The sequence below is a fragment of the Yersinia massiliensis genome, from assembly GCF_003048255.1.
GTDB classification, from domain to species: domain Bacteria; phylum Pseudomonadota; class Gammaproteobacteria; order Enterobacterales; family Enterobacteriaceae; genus Yersinia; species Yersinia massiliensis_A.
The window spans coordinates 440,214-459,250 of the sequence record NZ_CP028487.1 but is presented as its reverse complement, the minus strand read 5'-3'; the positions used below and the strand labels follow the sequence as shown (position 1 = coordinate 459,250).

Genomic DNA, 19,037 nt, shown 5'->3' with positions numbered 1-19,037 from the left:
TTAATTGTCATGTTCTGCTCATATAGCCGGAATACAGAATCTTAATGTATATCCAATAGATTTCTCGCTGTCAGAAAGTGCTCAACACACTGGCAACTTGAAAGATGATAGGTACAGATACCAAGGGGAGTCACTCACATGGTGCTGATGATTGTCAGCGGCCGTTCCGGTTCAGGGAAGTCTGTTGCTTTGCGCGCATTGGAAGATATGGGCTTTTACTGTGTCGATAACTTGCCTGTGGTTCTACTACCACAATTGGCGAGCACGCTTGCCGATAGAAATATTTCTGCTGCGGTAAGTATAGACGTGCGCAATATGCCTGAATCACCTGAGGTATTTGAGCATGCCATGACTCAGTTGCCAGACAGCTTTTCGCCGCAGTTGCTTTTTTTAGATGCTGACCGCAATACCCTGATTCGTCGCTACAGTGATACCCGTCGTCTGCACCCGCTGTCGACTAAAAACCTATCATTAGAAAGTGCTATCGATGAAGAGAGTGATCTGCTGGAGCCTTTGCGCTCACGGGCGGATCTGATTATCGATACCTCAGAAATGTCAGTGCATGAGTTAGCTGAAATGCTGCGTACTCGCCTATTGGGTAAACGCGAGCGTGAGCTGACGATGGTGTTTGAGTCCTTTGGCTTTAAGCACGGCATTCCCATTGACGCTGATTACGTCTTCGACGTGCGTTTCCTACCAAACCCACATTGGGATCCAAAATTACGCCCAATGACCGGTTTGGATAAGCCGGTTATCTCCTTCCTTGATCGCCACACCGAAGTGCATAACTTTGTTTACCAGACGCGTAGCTACTTAGAACAATGGCTGCCGATGCTGGAAACCAATAATCGCAGTTATCTCACGGTAGCCATTGGTTGTACTGGCGGTAAGCACCGCTCAGTCTATGTTGCTGAACAATTGGCTGATTATTTCCGCGCGCGTGGCAAGAATGTGCAATCACGTCACCGCACTCTGGAAAAACGTAAATAATGACCATCAAACAGACTGTTGAAATCAAGAACAAGTTGGGGATGCACGCCAGACCCGCGATGAAGTTGTTCGAATTGGTTCAGAGTTTTGATGCAGAAGTGATGTTACGTAATGACAGTGGGACCGAAGCTGAAGCCAGCAGTGTGATTGCACTGCTGATGCTAGATTCAGCCAAAGGCCGTCAGATTGAAGTCGAAGCGACCGGCCCTGATGAGATTCAAGCACTGGCTGCGGTGATTGAGTTGTTTAATTCGGGGTTTGATGAGGATTAGGGGGCACACGGGGTTAAGGATCGGATCTGGTTTCTGTTGAGGGCTGGATCTGGTTTGGTTGAGGACTGGATCTGGTTTCGGTTGATATTCGTTCGGTGGTCACTTTATCTGTGTCGCCTCAACCGAGTCGGGCCGCAGGGCGGCGGCCCAACACCCGCGCCTTTGCGCGAAATATTGTGGCTTCGCCATTCCCTCCTACAGCTTGCCGGCTTATCGAACCGGCGCTGACTCGCTCCCAGCTCGACAGCCCCTTTCGCCGCGTCCATGCGGCTCATTCGGCCTGCAATCTTTGTCGGCAATATTCCTGATTGCGCTCAAGGTCAAAACCCACAATTCACAATCCAAGATCCAAGACCCAAGACCCAAGACCCAAGACCCAAGACCTAAAAACCATGGTTTTGATTTTGAAGTTTAAAAGCACATTTGAGCTGCCGAGTGAAGAGAGAAGGCAAGGAAAACGGGCAGGACGCCCGTTTTAGGCGTCGCGCGGAGGGACCCGCGTAAAGCCGTCCGTCAGCCGAAACGATGAGTGAGGGAATCCACGCAGTGGACAAGCGATACGTGCGCAAGCGCAGGGTTCCAAGGGGTCACGCGCTTGTGACCCATTGGCGGTTGAGGCATCAGAGCCAAGGTGATCGCCGATCTCATGTCAACCGAACCGATCACCTAATCGAATCGAATATCAACAAAAAAGTAATCGTTTGCTAATCATAAAAAATGCGGCTTTTACCCCTTGCAGAGAAAAATCACGCGAGTATAATTCGCCACAATTTGCCGGGAGATATGATGAAAAGCTGCTTAGATTTCGCTCTACATCGTCATTTTGTTGAAAATGACCAGCCAGCAGGCAGCCAAGTGCCTTGGTCTCTCCCGTTGCTAAACCGATCCCGTAAGGCCCCTCATTGAGGGGCTTTTTTTTGTCTGCCGATCGGCACTGAATTTAACATTACTGCGTAAAAACTGAGCATACCCAATCTGCCAATAAAAAGATAACGGGTATAAAAACACCAGGGTAGCCCGCGACCACGGGCAGTCACACAGGAGAGCGAAAATGGCCAACCCGTTGTATCACAAGCACATCATCTCAATTAACGACTTATGTCGCGATGAACTGGAACTGGTATTGCGCACCGCCGCCAGCCTAAAAAGTCGTCCGCAACCTGAGCTGTTAAAACACAAAGTGATCGCCAGTTGCTTTTTCGAAGCTTCGACCCGCACCCGCTTGTCATTTGAAACCTCGATTCATCGGTTGGGTGCATCGGTGGTCGGTTTCTCTGACAGCAGCAACACCTCGCTGGGCAAAAAAGGCGAGACACTCGCAGATACCATGTCGGTCATCAGCACCTATGTCGATGCCATCGTGATGCGCCATCCACAGGAAGGCGCGGCCCGCTTGGCAGCACAGTTCTCCGGCAATGTCCCCGTGGTCAATGCAGGTGACGGAGCAAATCAACACCCAACACAAACGTTACTCGACTTATTCACCATTCAGGAAACCCAAGGGCGGCTGGATAACATCAATATTGCCATGGTCGGTGACCTAAAATATGGCCGCACCGTGCATTCACTGACGCAAGCGCTGGCCAAATTCGATGGCAATCGCTTCTTCTTTATCGCCCCCGATGCACTGGCAATGCCTGCTTACATCCTGCAAATGCTGGATGAAAAAGGAATTGAATACAGCCTGCATGAAAGCATCGAAGAAGTGGTCGCCAATCTGGATATTCTCTACATGACCCGTGTACAAAAAGAGCGCCTTGATCCGTCAGAATATGCCAATGTCAAAGCGCAATTTGTTCTACGCGCGTCGGATTTGAATGGCGCACGCGATAATCTCAAAGTCCTGCATCCCCTGCCGCGGATTGATGAAATCACTACCGATGTCGATAAAACGCCTTATGCCTACTATTTCCAACAAGCAGGTAACGGGATTTTCGCACGTCAGGCGCTGCTGGCTCTGGTGTTAAACGCTGAATTGGCTCTTTGAGGGAGGATTGAACATGACTCAAGATTACAAACTACAGGTTGAAGCGATCAAATGCGGCACCGTGATTGACCATATTCCGGCGCAAATCGGCTTCAAATTATTGTCGCTGTTCAAACTGACCGCCACAGACCAACGTATTACTATCGGCTTAAATCTGCCCTCTAAGCGTTCAGGCCGTAAAGACCTGATTAAGATAGAAAATACCTTCCTGACCGAACAGCAAGCCAACCAATTGGCGATGTATGCGCCAGATGCCACCGTCAACCGCATCGATAACTACGAAGTAGTGAAGAAATTGACGCTGAGCCTGCCAGAGCGGATAGACGGCGTTCTCACCTGCCCAAACAGCAACTGCATTAGCCACAATGAACCGGTCGACTCCAGCTTCAAAGTGAAAGCCAGTCAGGGTGAAATTCACCTGAAATGCCAATATTGCGAGAAAGAGTTCGATCATCAGGTCGTGTTGCAAGCAGATTAAGCACTGTAAACGAATTAGCACGGCAACCCGCAGCAAACTGAGTTCGCGCCGGTTGCCGTTATTCATCCCAGCTTTATAATGGCAGAGATAATAATATCCCATTGATCTCATCAGGCCGTTTACGTGCCTGTTAGCGAAAGATGAAGGGGACCTCTTTTCCGCATTACATAAATCAGGAGTCTACATGTCACGCATTATCAGCACTGAACAAGCCCCTGCCGCTATCGGCCCTTACGTCCAAGGCGTTGACCTTGGCAGCATGATCCTGACTTCCGGCCAGATCCCCGTTGATCCTAAAACCGGTCTAGTGGCCGACGATGTTTCTGCACAAGCTCGTCAGTCGCTAGAAAACGTCAAAGCCATCGTTGAAGCTGCGGGCCTGAAAGTTGCCGATATCGTGAAAACCACGGTATTCGTGAAAGATCTAAATGATTTCAGCACCGTTAATGCCACTTACGAAGCGTTCTTTAATGAGCACAATGCGCCATTCCCTGCGCGCTCTTGTGTTGAAGTCGCTCGTCTGCCAAAAGACGTCAAAATCGAAATCGAAGCTATCGCAGTACGTCGTTAATTCTGATGTCATTGCGAATACGGCTGGTGATTGCCAGCCGTTCTTGTTCTCATGCGTCAATATCGCCCCTCTTTCCGGATGCGCTATCGCAGACCATCACCCTGCTGATGTCCTCATTTTCTGCCCATAAATAAAGCACCCTGCTCACCAATTGCACCCTAATAGTGCTAAATTTGTACTAACCCCCCTTATTTTGCCTATTTGGCGAGCTGGCACAGTTTATGCCTGATCCCCACTACAGCCTGTTCTGTTAGCGAGGTGATAATGCTGAACATCGACCTTTCCGCATCACGATTTTTCGATGAAATGTTACTGGCGCAGGGACAACACCGCAGCCATTACGACGCCTACTGGCAATGGTTACAACAGGCCGATCAGCTGACGATTGCGCGCAAGCGTGAAGAAGCTGCACTGCTGTTTCATCGGGTGGGTATTACCTTTAACGTGTATGGCGACGATGACGGTGCGGAGCGGTTAATCCCGTTCGACAGCGTGCCGCGCATTATCCCCGCCAGTGAATGGCAGATGTTAGATCGAGGCATTCGCCAGCGTGTACAAGCGCTGAATGCGTTTCTCCATGATATTTACCACGACCAACATATCCTCAAAGCAGGGATCATTCCGGCAGAGCAAGTGCTCGCCAATGATCAATATCAGCCCTGCATGCAAGGGGTCAATCTGCACCAAAATATCTACGCACATATTATTGGCGTCGATATGGTTCGTAATAGTGACGGCCTCTATTATGTGCTGGAAGACAATCTACGCACGCCATCCGGCGTCTCTTACATGCTGGAAAACCGCAAAATGATGATGCGGCTCTACCCAGAACTCTTTGCGGAACAACGCATTGCACCGGTGGAACGCTACCCTTCTCATCTGCTACAAACGCTGCGTGAAAGTACACCCATCAATGACCCTACCGTGGTGGTGTTGACCCCTGGTCGCTTAAACAGTGCCTACTTTGAGCACAGTTTTCTGGCGCAACAAATGGGGGTTGAGTTGGTGGAAAGCGCCGATCTGTTCGTCAAAGAAGGCGCAGTCTTTATGCGGACGACTGCTGGCCCTTGCAAGATTGATGTTATCTATCGACGAGTGGACGACGCCTTCCTCGACCCGCTGGCTTTCCGCCCTGACTCCATGTTAGGTGTCCCCGGATTGCTGTCGGTTTATCGCGCAGGGGGCGTGGTGCTGGCTAACGCCATTGGCACTGGCGTGGCAGATGATAAATCTATCTACCCCTATGTGCCGGATATGATCCGTTTTTACCTCGCAGAAGATCCTATTCTGGCGAACGTACCCACATGGCAATGCCGCCAACCGGCTGATCTCTCTTATGTATTGGCTAATTTGGATCAAATGGTGGTGAAAGAAGTGCATGGTGCAGGGGGCTACGGCATGTTGATCGGCCCAGCGGCCACGCAAACAGAAATCGCCCAATTCCGCCAATTGCTGCTGGCGAAACCACAAAACTACATCGCGCAAGAAACCCTCGCACTCTCGACCTGCCCCACTTTCGTCAATAACGGTCTTGCGCCGCGCCATATTGATTTGCGTCCCTTTGCCCTATCGGGATCAGAAATTCGTTTGGTACCGGGTGGACTCACGCGCGTAGCACTGGCGGAAGGCTCTCTGGTGGTTAACTCCTCGCAAGGTGGCGGAACCAAAGACACTTGGGTATTGGAGGATGATGCATGCTAAGCCGAACAGCCAGTGAGCTTTATTGGATGGCCCGTTATCTTGAACGAGCCGAGAACATCACCCGTGTACTGGATGTCACCAATCGGCTCTCGATGATGCCCACCAGCAGCCGAGTGAATTTTGATTTACTGGTGCCGCTCAGCCTGAGCAATACCCAGACGCTGTTTGCCGAGCACTATCCGCAAGTCTCCATGACGCATTTGCTCAATTTTTTTGTCCTCGATAGCCATAACCCCAGCAGTATTTTCAGTTGTTTACAGATGGCTTGGAATAATGCTCATGCTGTGCGCGGTAGCTTGTCGTCCGAGGTTTGGGAAAGCATCAATGCCACTTGGATTGAGATGAAACAGCTGCGTCGGCAAGGTATCAGCGCCGCCGGTATTGATGCCTTTTTTGACTGGGTTAAAGAACGCTCACACCTGTTTCGTGGTGCGGTTTACGGCACATTGCTGCGCAGCGATGCGCTCTATTTTATTCGGTTGGGTACCCTGATTGAACGAGCGGATAGCACGGCTCGCCTGTTGGATGTCAAAAACCAACTATTGGATAACGATGACGATCCGGTGCGCGAATACTACCGAATGGACACTTTGCTGCGAGCCGTGAGTGCACGTGAGGCTTACCACAGTTTGTACAAGCAGCAACTTAGCCGCGAAGCCATTGCGGAACTGCTGATTTTACGCAATGAAATTCCACGCTCCCTACTCGCTTGCATCAATGACATGGAACAACAACTGGAATTGATAGGTGGCAATCAAAGTAACCAACCACGGCGGTTAGTCAGTATCTTGCTCGCCGAGCTGCGTTTTAGCAGTATCAATGATGTCATGGCCGATGGCTTGCACGTCTATCTGATGGATTTTTTAGGCAAGATCAATGCGATAGCTGACAGCATTCGTCAAACCTATTTGGAGGTTCAATGAGACTGAATGTCGATCACAGCACCCATTATACTTACGCCCAACAGGTGCAGCACAGCACGCAATATCTACGCCTGACGCCACAAGATTCAGCCCACCAGCGAATTTTGTCTTGGCAACTGAGTTTGCCGGAAGAGGCCATTTGCACCACTGATGCTTTTGGTAACGTGCTACATGTGCTGACACTGGATAAGCCGCATCAGGCCATTACTATTCAAGCTCAAGGCGTGGTCGAGATTGAAGATAATGTGGAAGATGACAGTGGTGATCATCTCTCGCCACTGGTATTTCTACGCCATAGCCCACTCACGCAACCCGATACCGCGATCCGTCAGTTTGCTGCTAGCCATTGTCAGGGGGCCGCCCGCGCAGATGCACAATTGGATTGCCTAACACGGATGATGGGGGAGCTGTTAGCCAAAATGCCCTATAGCCCTGGCACCACCACGGTCCAAGACAGCGCAGCACAAGCTTTTGCCGCTCAACAAGGGGTATGCCAAGATCACACCCACGTCTTTCTGGCGTGTTGCCGCAGTTTAAATATTCCAGCCCGCTATGTAAGCGGCTATCTTTATACAGAATCCTCTAGTCATGTCGCGACCCATGCTTGGGCCGAAGTGTGGTTGGATGGGCATTGGCAAAGCTTTGATGTGACCAATAACACCTGCAAACCGAATCAACATTTGAAGTTGGCGGTAGGCATAGATTATCTGGATGCCTGCCCAGTACGAGGAATTCGTCGGGGTGGTGGTTATGAGGATATGCAGACCATTGCTGCCGTACACATGCTATCGAACCCGCGATCTGATATGTCGCAATAAAAGGAAACTGTTTTATGACCTACTGTGTGGCCATGCGGCTGGCGTCTGGGTTAGTTTTTGCCTCAGATTCCCGCACCAATGCTGGGGTGGATCATATTTCCACTTTTCGCAAATTGCATCTGTTCCAGCAAGAGGGTGAGCGAACGCTGGTGGTGCAAAGTGCCGGCAATCTGGCGACCACACAGAGCATTATCAGTTTATTGCAGCGCCGCTGTCTGGACCCTGAACAAACCAACCTGATGAATGTACGTTCAATGTATGAAGCGGCCACGCTGTTAGGTGAAACCGTACGCGAGGTGATTAATCGGGACAGTGGCGCACAGCAAAACAGTGGTGGCACAGATTTTAGCTGTAACCTGTTGTTAGGCGGCCAGATTAAGGGCGAAGAGTTGCGGCTGTTTCATATTTATCCGCAGGGTAATTTTATTGAAGCCACGCAAGACACGCCCTATTTTCAGATTGGCGAAAGTAAGTACGGCAAGCCGATTATCGATCGTGTTTTGAATTATGACACCACGTTGGATCAGGCGATGCAATGCGCGTTGATTTCGATGGATTCCACATTGCGCAGTAACTTATCGGTGGGATTGCCGTTGGATGTGATGATCTACCCACTGGGGAGTTTTAGTACGGATCAGCAGTATCGAATTACGGAGGATCATCCGTATTTTATGATGATCCGTAAGGGGTGGGGGGAAGGGTTGGTGAGTATTTTTTCTCAGTTGCCGGTGTTGAAGTTGGGGGGGTGATTTTGGGTTTGGTTTCGGTTGAGGGCTGGATCTGGTTTCGGTTGAGGATTGGATCTGGTTTCGGTTGATATTCATTAAGGTGCTTGGTTCGGTTGAAGACTGGATCTGGTTTCGGTTGATAGGCGTTCAGTGACCACTTTAACCTCGCCGCCTCAACCGAGTCGGGCCGCAGGGCGGCGGCCCAACACCCGCGCCTTGCGCGAAATATTGCCCTTCGGGTAAACCTCCTACGTCTTTCGGCTCACGAGCCAGCGCGATTCGCATCCATGCTCAAGCGCGCTTTTCGCGGGCGTCCTGCCCGCTCACTCTACCCTTCATCCTCGTCGGCAATTTTTCTGATTGCGCTCAAGGTCAAGACCCAAGACCCAAGACCCAAGACCCAAGACCTAAAAATCATGGTGTTGACCTTGAAGTTTAAAAGCACATTTGAGCTGCCGAGTGAAGAGAGAAGGCAAGGAAAACGGGCAGGACGCCCGTTTTAGGCGCCATGAGCAGGGATGCGAATAAAGCCGTCCGTCAGCCGAAACGATGAGTGAGGGAACCTGCGAAGCAGGCAAGCGATGCGTGCGCTAGCGCGGGGCTCCAAGGGGGTCACGCGCTTGTGACCCCCTTGGCGGTTGAGGCATCAAAGCCAAGGTGAACACCGATCTCATATCAACCGAACCGATCACCAAACCAAACCAAACCAAACCAAGCAACCGGATCCACCTGCAAAGCAGCCAAGCAATCCGTGCGAAGCGCGGGTTCCCAAATGGGCCACGCTCATGGCCCATTTGGCGGTTGAGGCATCAGAGCCAAACTGAAAGCCGATCTCATATCAACCGAACCGAACACCAAACCCTCACCGCCTCAAACCACTAAACCTAATAATTAACGCAACAAAGACAACACGTTCTGAGGAACCTGATTTGCCTGCGCTAAAACGGTGGTCCCTGCCGACTGCAAAATATTCGCTCGACTCATATTAGAAACTTCAGAAGCAAAGTCCGCATCCATGATCCGAGAACGCGATTCAGATAGGTTAGTCACGGTGTTATCGAGATTACTGATAACTGAAGAAAAACGGTTTTGTGAAGCACCCAAGCTAGAACGTAAGGTATCTACCTGAGCTAATGCCTCATCGACCGTTTTCAATAGACCCTCACTCACACTGTCGCCAAATTTGGCAACTTCATCGCTCGTGGCCGTTGCGGCAGTAAACGCCATTGAAGCGGGTACAACTGGATCTGCATCCGGATCTTCGGGTGTAATTGCTACCGTCGCTGCTGTTACCTTGCCATCGTCATCAACCCCAACGAATGCCGTTTCACCGTTTTCTTTGGTATAGGAAAACATTTGGCCGGTATTACCCGCGCCAAACAGCGCTGTTTTAAGCTGAGTGACATCCGAGGCAGCCATTGCCATGTCATTGCCGCTGGCATCTTTGACAACCACGCCATCGCTTGGTGTGGTAATAGCACCAAATTTATCATCATTGCCGAAAGACAATACATCGAAGCCAGTCATACCCAGCGTTTCAGTATTCATCTGACTCAGGTTGATGTTAATGGTCTGCCCATCATTCGCGCCAACCTGAATACTCAGATTCTGATCTGTACTCAGCACTTTCACACCGTTGAACTCAGTTTGTTCGGATATGCGGTTGATCTCCGCTAGGCGTTGGTTGATTTCGTCTTGGATAGACTGGCGATCAGATTCAGAGTTGGTGCCATTGGCAGCCTGAACGGTCAGACGACGAATATTTTGTAAGTTATCGTTGATTTCGTTCAATGCACCTTCAGTCGTTTGCGCCAAAGAGATACCGTCGTTAGCGTTACGAGATGCCTGACTTAAACCATTAATGTTGCCGGTAAAACGGTTGCTGATTGCCTGACCTGCAGCATCGTCCTTCGCACTGTTAATTCGCAGACCTGAGGACAGGCGCTCAATAGAGGTACCCAATGCAGACTGAGACTTATTCAGGTTATTCTGAGCGACTAAACTCATGGCGTTAGTATTAATGACTTGTGACATATCCTTTTCCTTTTTTGATATTTAATGACAGTAACGATAGAGGATATCGCTACTATTAATATCGGTATCGGAGAAAAAACATGAACACACAAATGAAAAAAAGTGATCATTATCAGCCTCTTACAATCAACATCTAAAAATTACTTTTTTTATTTATTTAATGATTCATATGCTTATTTAATTGATCGTTTTCAATAAGTTATATTAGTAAAATTATTTAATTCAAGGATGCGATTAGTGATTTGAACTTCAATAAACTCAATCCTATCCATTTAATTACTGTCATTTATATCATCTTATTAACCAAATATATTTAGCTCCTCCATACTATATTTAGGAAATAAGTTGGTTAGGAAATAAGCTGGTCATCGAGTTAATGAATATCAATCGAAACCAGATCCAGTATTCAACCGAATCCAGTTTCAATCCAAAATCTACTCAGCTCAGTCCTCTCCCCGAATCCAAAACACGCCCTCATAAGCCCGCAGCACTAACTTCTGCGGCTGGAAAGCGCTCTCGCCATAACTGCTCATTAATAACTGCCAATGGCCATCCAGCTCAACCCCTTCAGGCTCCCATGCCTGTGGCTTATCACTCAAATTGGCCACGACCAATAACTGCTGACCTTGCCAACTGCGTAAATAACACCACAAATCAGGGTGCTGCGGACAAAGATCCCGATAGTCACCCAACGTGAACACATGGTGTTGCTTACGTAATGCGATTAAATACTGATAGGCGTAAAACACAGAATCAGGATCTGCCAATGCCGCCACAACGTTAATCTCATCACGGTGATCCGTTCGAATATCGCTGTTATTCGCTCGAGTATAATGACTGCAAGGCTCGATCCACGGCGTGCCTTGGGTAAAACCAGCATGGAGAGTGTGATCCCATTGCATCGGTGTTCGACCATTATCGCGGGATTTCGCAGCCAGAATCGCCAATAACTCGTCAGAATCGCGCCCTTCGGCACTCAGCTCACGATACATATTCAAACTTTCGACATCCCGATATTGGTTAATCGAGGTGAAGTTAGGATTGGTCATCCCAATCTCTTCACCTTGGTAAATATACGGCGTGCCCTGCATGCCATGCAGCACCATCGCGAGCATCTTGGCGGACGGTAGGCGCAATGCCCCTTCATCGCCAAAGCGCGACACAATGCGTGGTTGGTCATGGTTACACCAGAATAAGGCATTCCATGCTCGGTTATGCATCCCCTGCTGCCACTGGTTAAAGATCTGCTTCAACTCAATGCGATCCGGTGGCATCAGCGACCACTTCTCGCCGTTGAGATAATCCACTTTCAGGTGATGAAAATTAAACGTCATCGACAGTTCATCCCCCCCCAAAGCCGCATAACGCTGACAATGTTCAAGGCGGGTCGAAGACATTTCACCGACCGTCATCAAGCCTCGAGGCTGAAAGACATCACGACTCATTTCTTGTAAAAATTCGTGGATACGGGGGCCATCAGTATAAAAGCGGCGGCCATCTCCCTCATAATCATTAGGGAAATCCTGCTGTTTCGACACTAAATTGATCACGTCCAATCGCAGGCCATCAACACCAATATCCGCCCAGAACTCGCATACTTTTTTCAGTTCATCACGTACTGGCTGATGCTCCCAGTTCAAGTCAGCTTGTTCAGTCGCGAACAGATGCAGGTAGTACTGGCCGCTGTCGGCATGCCATTGCCAAGCGTTACCGCCAAATTTCGAACGCCAATTATTGGGTAAGTTATCGCCTTCACCATCGCGCCAAATATAGAACTGGCGATAAGGGCTACTCGGATCCTGTGAGGCTTTAAACCAAGCGTGTTCAGTAGAAGTGTGGTTAAACACCATGTCCATGACGATACGAATGCCACGCAGATGGGCTTGGGTCACCAGATGCTTGAAATCGTCCAATGTGCCGTAAGCGGGATCAATGGCGCAGTAATCAGCCACATCATAACCATTATCCACTTGCGGCGAGACATACACAGGTGTCAGCCAAATCGCATCAACACCCAGCTTTTGCAAGTAGTCCAAACGCTGCGTCACACCCGCCAGATCGCCGTAGCCATTACCGGTACTATCCTGAAAACTCTTCGGGTAAATCTGATAAATGACGCCGTTTTGCCACCAAGGGATAGGATTATTCATAGCAGACTCTTTATTCATAGAAAAACAGAAAAGGGGAAAACAACGCCGCCAGTGAATGACCACTCACGGCGTTTCATGACTCAGACTGGCAGTTCGCCACGACTCTCTTTACGCTTATAAACCATAATCGTCAGTATCAATGGCACCACAATCGCCACGAGCATTGCCAAGGCATAGATACCCCAGAACTGCGGCTGAATGGATAAAATCCCCGGTAAACCGCCGACACCAATGCCATTCGCCATCACGCCTGTTAACCCGCAAATCAGGCCCGCCAAGGCCGAGCCAATCATGGCGCACAGCATGGGGAAGCGATACTTCAAGTTGATACCGTACATCGCCGGTTCGGTCACACCGAGATAGGCTGAAATGGCTGCCGGTACTGAAATCTCACGCTCGTTAATCTTACGGCTAATGATGATGATGCCCAGAACCGCAGACGCCTGCGCGATGTTAGACAGTGCAATCAGTGGCCAGACAGGTGTGCCACCCATGCTCTGAATCATCTGCATATCGATAGCTAGCGTCGTTTGGTGCACACCAGTGATCACTAGCGGTGCATATAGGAAGCCAAACAGCGCAGCCCCAATCGGTGCAAAACTGCCCGTCATCACCCCTTTCACGCCCCATGCCACCCCATCACCAATCATACGGCCAAATGGCCCGATCAGCGTATGAGCCAGGAACACCGCTAACAGCAATGAAACCACCGGCACCACGACTAGATACAGATAAGCGGGGATGATTTTCTTCAGGTTAGTTTCAATCCAGCCCAATGCCAAACCCGCGAGAATTGAAGGGATGACCTGCGCTTGATAGCCCACTTTCTCAATGGTGAACCAGCCGAAATTCCATACTTCAGGAATTTGTTGACCCAACAGATAAGAATTCATGAGTTGCGGAGAAACCAAGGTGATACCCAGCACAATCCCCAAGACTGGCGTGCCGCCCATTTTCTTCACCGTGGACCAACAGATAGCCACTGGTAGATAGAAGAAGATGGCTTCGCCCAGCAGCCAGAGGAAGTCATAAATGGTTTTCCATGCGGGATACATCTGCGCCAGCGTTTTGCCGTCTGTCATCGGGATATCACCGATCACGTTACGGAAACCGAGGATCAACCCCCCGCTGATCAGAGCCGGTAACAGCGGGAAGAAGATCTCAGCAAAGTGAGAAATGCCGCGCTCAAACCACGTCATATTCTGGCGTGCCGCCAGTTTGGTTTGCTCTTTGTCCGCTTCATTTTGGCCAATCTTGGCGATCAGTGCTTGGTAGTAATCATCGACTTCTGGCCCGATAACCACTTGAAATTGGCCAGCATTGGTGAAACAGCCTTTGACCATCGATAAGTTTTCAATTTCTTTTGGCGAGGCTTTCGACGGGTCATTTAATACAAAACGTAGTCGGGTAATACAGTGACTGACGGTGGCAATATTCTCTCTGCCTCCCACCAGTACGATCAATTGATCGATGTCTTGTTGTTTGACTTTGCTCATTTCAACGTACCTTTCGTGAAGGTGGGATAGCAGGCTAAGTTGTCTGTTCTTTTAATCGGTCAGGACACACTTGAATAAAAAACGTGAAATGGTTGTCGGCATGAAAAACGTCGTCCGTACTAAAACCATAGCCGATTAAATATTCAACTAACTAAAGATTAGCTATGTATTCATTTTTATGGAATGGGAACGTTCCCAACTTGGGTTGAAGATCACAAATTGGCCACTTTTTGTGGTAAAGGCACAGTGGGGCATTCGCGTTTGATTGCCGAACGATCCCACGAAACAAGATAGGATCTCGGCAAGAAAAATGGCCGTCAGGCTAGTTGACCGGGAATAATAATCTGTTGAATGGGCTGCTGATGACTCAGTTGGCCGAGCAGTTGTTGTGCCGCTTTGGTGCCAGCAGTGCCGTACCCCAGCTCAACTGACAGCGTATTGGGGAACAGAAAGTGCAGTAGTGGCGTGTTGCCGATGCCACAGACCTGAATATGTTGCAGGCTCTGTTGCTGTAAATACTTACTCACGCCCATGGCGATGGTATCTGACGCACACACTAGCGCCGACGTATCTGGTTTTATCACCTGTGGAGCCAGTTGGAAGCCACTCTGGTAGCTCAACTCCCCCAGTGCGACCGTGGGTATCAAGCCATGCTGCTGGCTGTAATCGAGATAAGATTGATGGCGCCGCATACCGGTGGTGGCATCCGAAGGTTGTACGCCGATATAGCTGATATGACGATGCCCAGCGTGACGTAGCTTATCCATCAACAGGCGCACTGCGCCTTCGTCGTCATAGCAAACCGAAGAGTAACCCGCGTATTCCCGCGCCAATACCACCATTTTTTCCTGCCACGGTGAGAGCATCTCTGCAGTTAGCCCCGTGAAACCAAACAGGATCACCCCATCCACATGACGTTGTTGCAGCACATGCAGATGCTCGCTGACCAATGCGGGATCGAACTGGCTTTCCATCAAAATAGGGTCATACCCTTGCTGATAGAACAGTGGCAGCATGGTGCGCACCGCCTGATTTTCAGACGGTGAATCTAAACGGGAGACAATAATCCCCACCACTTTATCACTCTGCCCTCGCATCGCTCGGGCTGATTTTGATGGCGTAAAACCTTGCTGGCGAATCACAGCTTCAACCCGCTCACGCGTCTGTGGGCTGACACTGCCTTCGTTATTCAATACCCGTGAAACCGTGGATTTTCCAACTCCACTCATGCGGGCAATGTCCTTAATGGTCAAACGGTTTTGCATGGTTTACCTAATGTTTAGGTTTAGAAACATATAATAAACTGATTATTTATATTTGCTGGTATTGAGGGAAGCATAGCATGCGTAGAATCAGACTCAACGCATGATATCCCAATGATTCGGCGGCCTGTAGCCACCCTAACGGACTCCCCCTCCGCTAGGGTGTTTTTTGCCGTATCAAAAATAGTGATGCCGTTTAATGTCTGTCTAACTGTTCGAGCTTACGCATAATGCTCAAACAAAGCGTTTCTTCTCTGACCGGAGGTTAATTACCCAGTGGACCCTGTTCCCTCATCCGCACCCTACGGGTGCCTCCGCTAAGGTAATTCCTCGTCTAACGTGATTGCCTTACCGGAAAAATCTGGTAGGCAGTCACTGCGCACTTTTCTTGTGCAGGTTTCTGCTGATGATGTTTTTTGCTCTCTCTACGGCAGGTTTGCCGTGAGCGCAACCTGAGATCGCCCCGACACGATTTCAGGACATGACAGTAAGGTTTGAACCATGCACGTTAAAAATTTCACTCGGCAGTTGCTCAATACCTTGAGCCGTAGCCTGCCCCGCCGCCTGATCCGTCGGGAAACCATGCTAGAAGGTTTGCCACAGGGAAGTACGGCCAAAGATCTGCCCGCCGCATTAACGCAGCAGCGTTTGCTGTGCGCCAATGAAACGCCACAGCAGCTCTATCAGCGTTTTCAGAGCCATCCCGAAGGGTTGACCGAGCAGGAAGCCGAGGCGATTCGCCTCAATGTTGGCCACAATGTGATTGAAAATCAGCAAACTACCCGCTGGTGGGTTCACCTATGGCACTGCTATCGCAACCCCTTTAACTTGTTGCTCACCATTCTGGCGCTGATCTCCTATGCCACCGAAGACCTGACCGCCGCACTGGTGATTGGGGCCATGGTGCTGATCTCCACCCTGATGCATTTTATTCAGGAAGCCCGTTCAAGCCGTGCAGCGGATGCGTTAAAGGCGATGGTCAGCAATACCGCTACCGTGATCCGCAGCGATGCCCATACGGGGAAAAGTGAGCACTACGAGCTGCCTATCGCTCAACTCGTCCCTGGTGACATCATTAAGCTATCCGCCGGCGACATGATCCCCGCAGATTTGCGCATTTTAGTGGCAAAAGACCTGTTTATCAGCCAAGCCGCCTTGACCGGTGAATCGCTGCCGGTTGAGAAAGTGGCGCAATGCCGTGAGTGTGACGAGCAAAATCCTCTGGAACGCGATACTTTGTGTTTTATGGGCACAAATGTGGTCAGCGGTTCCGCATTAGCCATTGTGGTTGGCACCGGCAATCAGACCTATTTTGGCCTGCTGGCTGAACGGGTGACTCATCAAGATGAACAGCCCAATGCCTTCCAAAGTGGTATCAGTAAAGTCAGTTGGTTGCTGATCCGCTTTATGCTGGTGATGACGCCCATTGTGCTGCTGATCAATGGCTTTACTAAGGGTGATTGGTGGGAAGCGGCACTGTTCGCACTCTCCGTTGCAGTAGGTTTAACCCCAGAAATGTTGCCGATGATCGTCACCTCGACGCTGGCAAAAGGGGCGGTAAAGCTGTCGAAGCAGAAAGTGATCGTCAAACGACTGGATGCCATTCAGAACTTTGGCGCGATGGACATTCTGTGTACCGATAAAACGGGCACACTTACCCAAGATAAAATCGTGCTGGAAAGCCATACCGATGTGTTCGGTGCTAATTGTGAGCGAGTGCTGCGTTACGCTTGGCTGAACAGCTACCACCAGACTGGGCTGAAAAATTTGCTGGATGTCGCCGTACTGTCCTCGATGTCGGAGCCCGCCACTGAATCTCAAGCCACCGCCACGCTCGCGGGTTACCGTAAAATCGATGAGATCCCCTTTGATTTTGAACGCCGCCGCATGTCAGTCGTCGTCAGCGATAAGTCGGATTATCACGAGCTGATTTGTAAGGGCGCGCTCGAAGAAATGCTCTCGATCTGCCGCCATGTCCGCCAAGGGGATGACGTTATTCCTCTGACCGACGCGTTGCTGACGCGTATTCGCCGCATTACCGATGAGCAGAACCAGCAAGGGCTGCGGGTGGTTGCCGTCGCCACACGCGTTTTGCCTGCCTATCAGCGGGATTACGCGGTTATCGATGAATACGACCTGATTTTAGAAGGATATATTGCCTTCCTCGATCCACCGAAAGAGAGCACAGCACCGGCGTTATTAGCGCTGAAAAAAAATGGCGTTAATGTCAAAATTCTGACCGGTGACAATGAGTTAGTGGCACGTAAAGTCTGTAAAGATGTCGGATTATCTGTCGAGCGGGTGTTACGTGGCAATGATATTGAGCAGATGACAGAAGCAGAGCTGACTGAAGCCACTCGCACCACCACTGTCTTCGCCAAACTCACGCCAATGCACAAAGAGCGTATCGTACAAAACCTGCGGGAAGCGGGCCATGTGGTCGGTTTTATGGGCGATGGCATCAACGATGCGCCCGCACTGCGGGCGGCAGACATCGGGATATCTGTAGATTCAGCCGTGGATATCGCCAAAGAAGCTGCCGATATCATTTTGCTGGAAAAGAGCTTGATGGTTCTAGAGCAAGGAGTCATTGAGGGGCGTCGTACTTTCGCCAACATGTTGAAATACATTAAAATGACCGCCAGTTCTAACTTTGGTAACGTTTTTAGCGTGTTGATTGCCAGCGCATTTTTACCCTTCCTGCCGATGCTTCCCTTGCATCTGCTGATTCAAAACCTGCTGTACGATATCTCACAGATTGCCATTCCCTTCGATAATGTCGATGAAGAGCAATTGGCGAAGCCACAGCGTTGGAACGCCGGTGATTTAGGGCGCTTTATGGTGTTCTTTGGGCCGATCAGTTCCATTTTTGACGTTTTGACCTTCAGTTTGATGTGGTGGGTATTTAAGGCGAATACGCCGGAGATGCAGACACTGTTCCAATCCGGTTGGTTTGTTGAGGGGTTGCTGTCCCAGACATTGATTGTGCATATGATTCGTACTCGTAAGATTCCATTTATCCAAAGCCGCGCCTCTTGGCCGCTGTGTTTGATGACACTGGCGGTAGTCGCCATCGGTATTGGGTTGACCTTCTCTCCGTTGGCGGGATTCTTGCAATTACAGGCGCTGCCATTGTCTTACTTCCCATGGCTGATTGTGATTTTGCTGGGTTATATGGTGACGACGCAGTTGGTGAAAGGGTGGTTTGTGAGGAGATATGGGTGGCAGTAAGGGGAGATCACGTTTTTGGTTGATATTCGGTGATCGACTCAATTCGGTTTGGTGATCGGTTCGGTTGACATGAGATCGGCGATCACCTTGGCTCTGATGCCTCAACCGCCAAATGGGCCATGAGCGTGGCCCCTTTGGATACCCGCGCTTGCGCACGCATCGCTTGCCTGCTTCGCAGGTTCCCTCACTTATCGTTTCGGCTGACGGACGGCTTTACGCGGGTCCCTCCGCGCGACGCCTAAAACGGGCGTCCTGCCCGTTTTCCTTGCCTTCTCTCTTCGCTCGGCAGCTCAAATGTGCTTTTAAACTTCAAGGTCAACACCATGACTTTTAGGTCTTGGGTCTTGGGTCTTGGGTCTTGGGTCTTTTGACCTTGAGCGCAATCAGAAAAATTGC

15 protein-coding genes are annotated in these 19,037 nt (G+C 50.0%); 10 read left to right on the top strand and 5 right to left on the bottom strand.

What is annotated here, in order from left to right; all coding sequences use genetic code 11:
- Positions 1 to 138 precede the first annotated feature (138 nt).
- From rapZ to DA391_RS02015, 9 genes are all read left to right on the top strand, one after another.
- Positions 139 to 990 carry an RNase adapter RapZ gene (gene rapZ / locus DA391_RS02060; protein WP_019212425.1) on the top strand — a complete coding sequence of 284 codons (852 nt, stop codon included), beginning with the start codon at positions 139 to 141 and terminating at the stop codon, positions 988 to 990.
- The gene (gene npr / locus DA391_RS02055) at positions 990 to 1,262 is read left to right on the top strand and encodes a PTS phosphocarrier protein NPr (RefSeq protein ID WP_019212424.1); all 273 of its coding nucleotides are present in this window, start codon (positions 990 to 992) and stop codon (positions 1,260 to 1,262) included. The genes rapZ and npr overlap by 1 nt, the downstream gene beginning before the upstream one ends.
- A gap of 1,051 nt (positions 1,263 to 2,313) precedes the next feature.
- Entirely contained in the window at positions 2,314 to 3,249 is a 936-nt protein-coding gene (gene pyrB / locus DA391_RS02045; protein WP_050083824.1) for an aspartate carbamoyltransferase, read from the top strand.
- Positions 3,250 to 3,262: 13 nt separating this feature from the next.
- Positions 3,263 to 3,727, top strand: a complete 465-nt coding sequence (gene pyrI, locus DA391_RS02040; protein WP_019212421.1) for an aspartate carbamoyltransferase regulatory subunit — start codon at positions 3,263 to 3,265, stop codon at positions 3,725 to 3,727.
- 184 nt (positions 3,728 to 3,911) lie between these two features.
- Complete coding sequence (gene ridA / locus DA391_RS02035) at positions 3,912 to 4,298, top strand: 2-iminobutanoate/2-iminopropanoate deaminase (RefSeq protein ID WP_019212419.1); 387 nt, start codon at positions 3,912 to 3,914, stop codon at positions 4,296 to 4,298.
- A 264-nt stretch (positions 4,299 to 4,562) separates the two neighbouring features.
- Positions 4,563 to 5,999, top strand: a complete 1,437-nt coding sequence (locus tag DA391_RS02030) for a circularly permuted type 2 ATP-grasp protein (protein ID WP_108087296.1) — start codon at positions 4,563 to 4,565, stop codon at positions 5,997 to 5,999.
- Complete coding sequence (locus DA391_RS02025) at positions 5,993 to 6,922, top strand: alpha-E domain-containing protein (protein ID WP_050083826.1); 930 nt, start codon at positions 5,993 to 5,995, stop codon at positions 6,920 to 6,922. The genes DA391_RS02030 and DA391_RS02025 overlap by 7 nt, the downstream gene beginning before the upstream one ends.
- The gene (locus DA391_RS02020; RefSeq protein WP_050287504.1) at positions 6,919 to 7,740 is read left to right on the top strand and encodes a transglutaminase family protein; all 822 of its coding nucleotides are present in this window, start codon (positions 6,919 to 6,921) and stop codon (positions 7,738 to 7,740) included. The genes DA391_RS02025 and DA391_RS02020 overlap by 4 nt, the downstream gene beginning before the upstream one ends.
- A 14-nt stretch (positions 7,741 to 7,754) precedes the next feature.
- Entirely contained in the window at positions 7,755 to 8,489 is a 735-nt protein-coding gene (locus tag DA391_RS02015) for a proteasome-type protease (protein ID WP_050083828.1), read from the top strand.
- A gap of 138 nt (positions 8,490 to 8,627) precedes the next feature.
- On the opposite strand, the gene DA391_RS24575 is transcribed toward DA391_RS02015, so the two are convergent.
- The 5 genes from DA391_RS24575 to treR form a co-directional block, all read right to left on the bottom strand.
- The gene (locus DA391_RS24575; RefSeq protein ID WP_254911768.1) at positions 8,628 to 8,753 is read right to left on the bottom strand and encodes a hypothetical protein; all 126 of its coding nucleotides are present in this window, start codon (positions 8,751 to 8,753) and stop codon (positions 8,628 to 8,630) included.
- 606 nt (positions 8,754 to 9,359) lie between these two features.
- Positions 9,360 to 10,502 (bottom strand): FliC/FljB family flagellin, encoded by a 1,143-nt coding sequence (locus DA391_RS02010; RefSeq protein WP_050082839.1) that lies wholly within the window; start codon positions 10,500 to 10,502, stop codon positions 9,360 to 9,362.
- 443 nt (positions 10,503 to 10,945) lie between these two features.
- Positions 10,946 to 12,652 carry an alpha,alpha-phosphotrehalase gene (gene treC / locus DA391_RS02005; RefSeq protein WP_050287496.1) on the bottom strand — a complete coding sequence of 569 codons (1,707 nt, stop codon included), beginning with the start codon at positions 12,650 to 12,652 and terminating at the stop codon, positions 10,946 to 10,948.
- An 80-nt stretch (positions 12,653 to 12,732) separates the two neighbouring features.
- A complete protein-coding gene (gene treB / locus DA391_RS02000; protein WP_049609824.1) occupies positions 12,733 to 14,148 on the bottom strand; it encodes a PTS trehalose transporter subunit IIBC in 1,416 nt (471 codons plus the stop codon).
- Positions 14,149 to 14,465: 317 nt separating this feature from the next.
- Entirely contained in the window at positions 14,466 to 15,413 is a 948-nt protein-coding gene (gene treR, locus DA391_RS01995) for a trehalose operon repressor TreR (protein WP_050082841.1), read from the bottom strand.
- 498 nt (positions 15,414 to 15,911) lie between these two features.
- On the opposite strand from treR, the gene mgtA reads away from it, so the two are divergent.
- Positions 15,912 to 18,641 (top strand): magnesium-translocating P-type ATPase, encoded by a 2,730-nt coding sequence (gene mgtA, locus DA391_RS01990; RefSeq protein WP_108087295.1) that lies wholly within the window; start codon positions 15,912 to 15,914, stop codon positions 18,639 to 18,641.
- Positions 18,642 to 19,037: the final 396 nt, after the last annotated feature.

Coding starts and splice junctions, on each gene's coding strand:
- mgtA (WP_108087295.1), top strand. CDS start 15,912: ATGCACGTTAAAAATTTCACTCGGCAGTTGCTCAATACCTTGAGCCGT.
- ridA (WP_019212419.1), top strand. CDS start 3,912: ATGTCACGCATTATCAGCACTGAACAAGCCCCTGCCGCTATCGGCCCT.
- treR (WP_050082841.1), bottom strand. CDS start 15,413: ATGCAAAACCGTTTGACCATTAAGGACATTGCCCGCATGAGTGGAGTT.
- npr (WP_019212424.1), top strand. CDS start 990: ATGACCATCAAACAGACTGTTGAAATCAAGAACAAGTTGGGGATGCAC.
- treC (WP_050287496.1), bottom strand. CDS start 12,652: ATGAATAATCCTATCCCTTGGTGGCAAAACGGCGTCATTTATCAGATT.
- DA391_RS24575 (WP_254911768.1), bottom strand. CDS start 8,753: ATGCGAATCGCGCTGGCTCGTGAGCCGAAAGACGTAGGAGGTTTACCC.
- DA391_RS02020 (WP_050287504.1), top strand. CDS start 6,919: ATGAGACTGAATGTCGATCACAGCACCCATTATACTTACGCCCAACAG.
- DA391_RS02030 (WP_108087296.1), top strand. CDS start 4,563: ATGCTGAACATCGACCTTTCCGCATCACGATTTTTCGATGAAATGTTA.
- DA391_RS02010 (WP_050082839.1), bottom strand. CDS start 10,502: ATGTCACAAGTCATTAATACTAACGCCATGAGTTTAGTCGCTCAGAAT.
- pyrI (WP_019212421.1), top strand. CDS start 3,263: ATGACTCAAGATTACAAACTACAGGTTGAAGCGATCAAATGCGGCACC.
- DA391_RS02015 (WP_050083828.1), top strand. CDS start 7,755: ATGACCTACTGTGTGGCCATGCGGCTGGCGTCTGGGTTAGTTTTTGCC.
- DA391_RS02025 (WP_050083826.1), top strand. CDS start 5,993: ATGCTAAGCCGAACAGCCAGTGAGCTTTATTGGATGGCCCGTTATCTT.
- treB (WP_049609824.1), bottom strand. CDS start 14,148: ATGAGCAAAGTCAAACAACAAGACATCGATCAATTGATCGTACTGGTG.
- pyrB (WP_050083824.1), top strand. CDS start 2,314: ATGGCCAACCCGTTGTATCACAAGCACATCATCTCAATTAACGACTTA.
- rapZ (WP_019212425.1), top strand. CDS start 139: ATGGTGCTGATGATTGTCAGCGGCCGTTCCGGTTCAGGGAAGTCTGTT.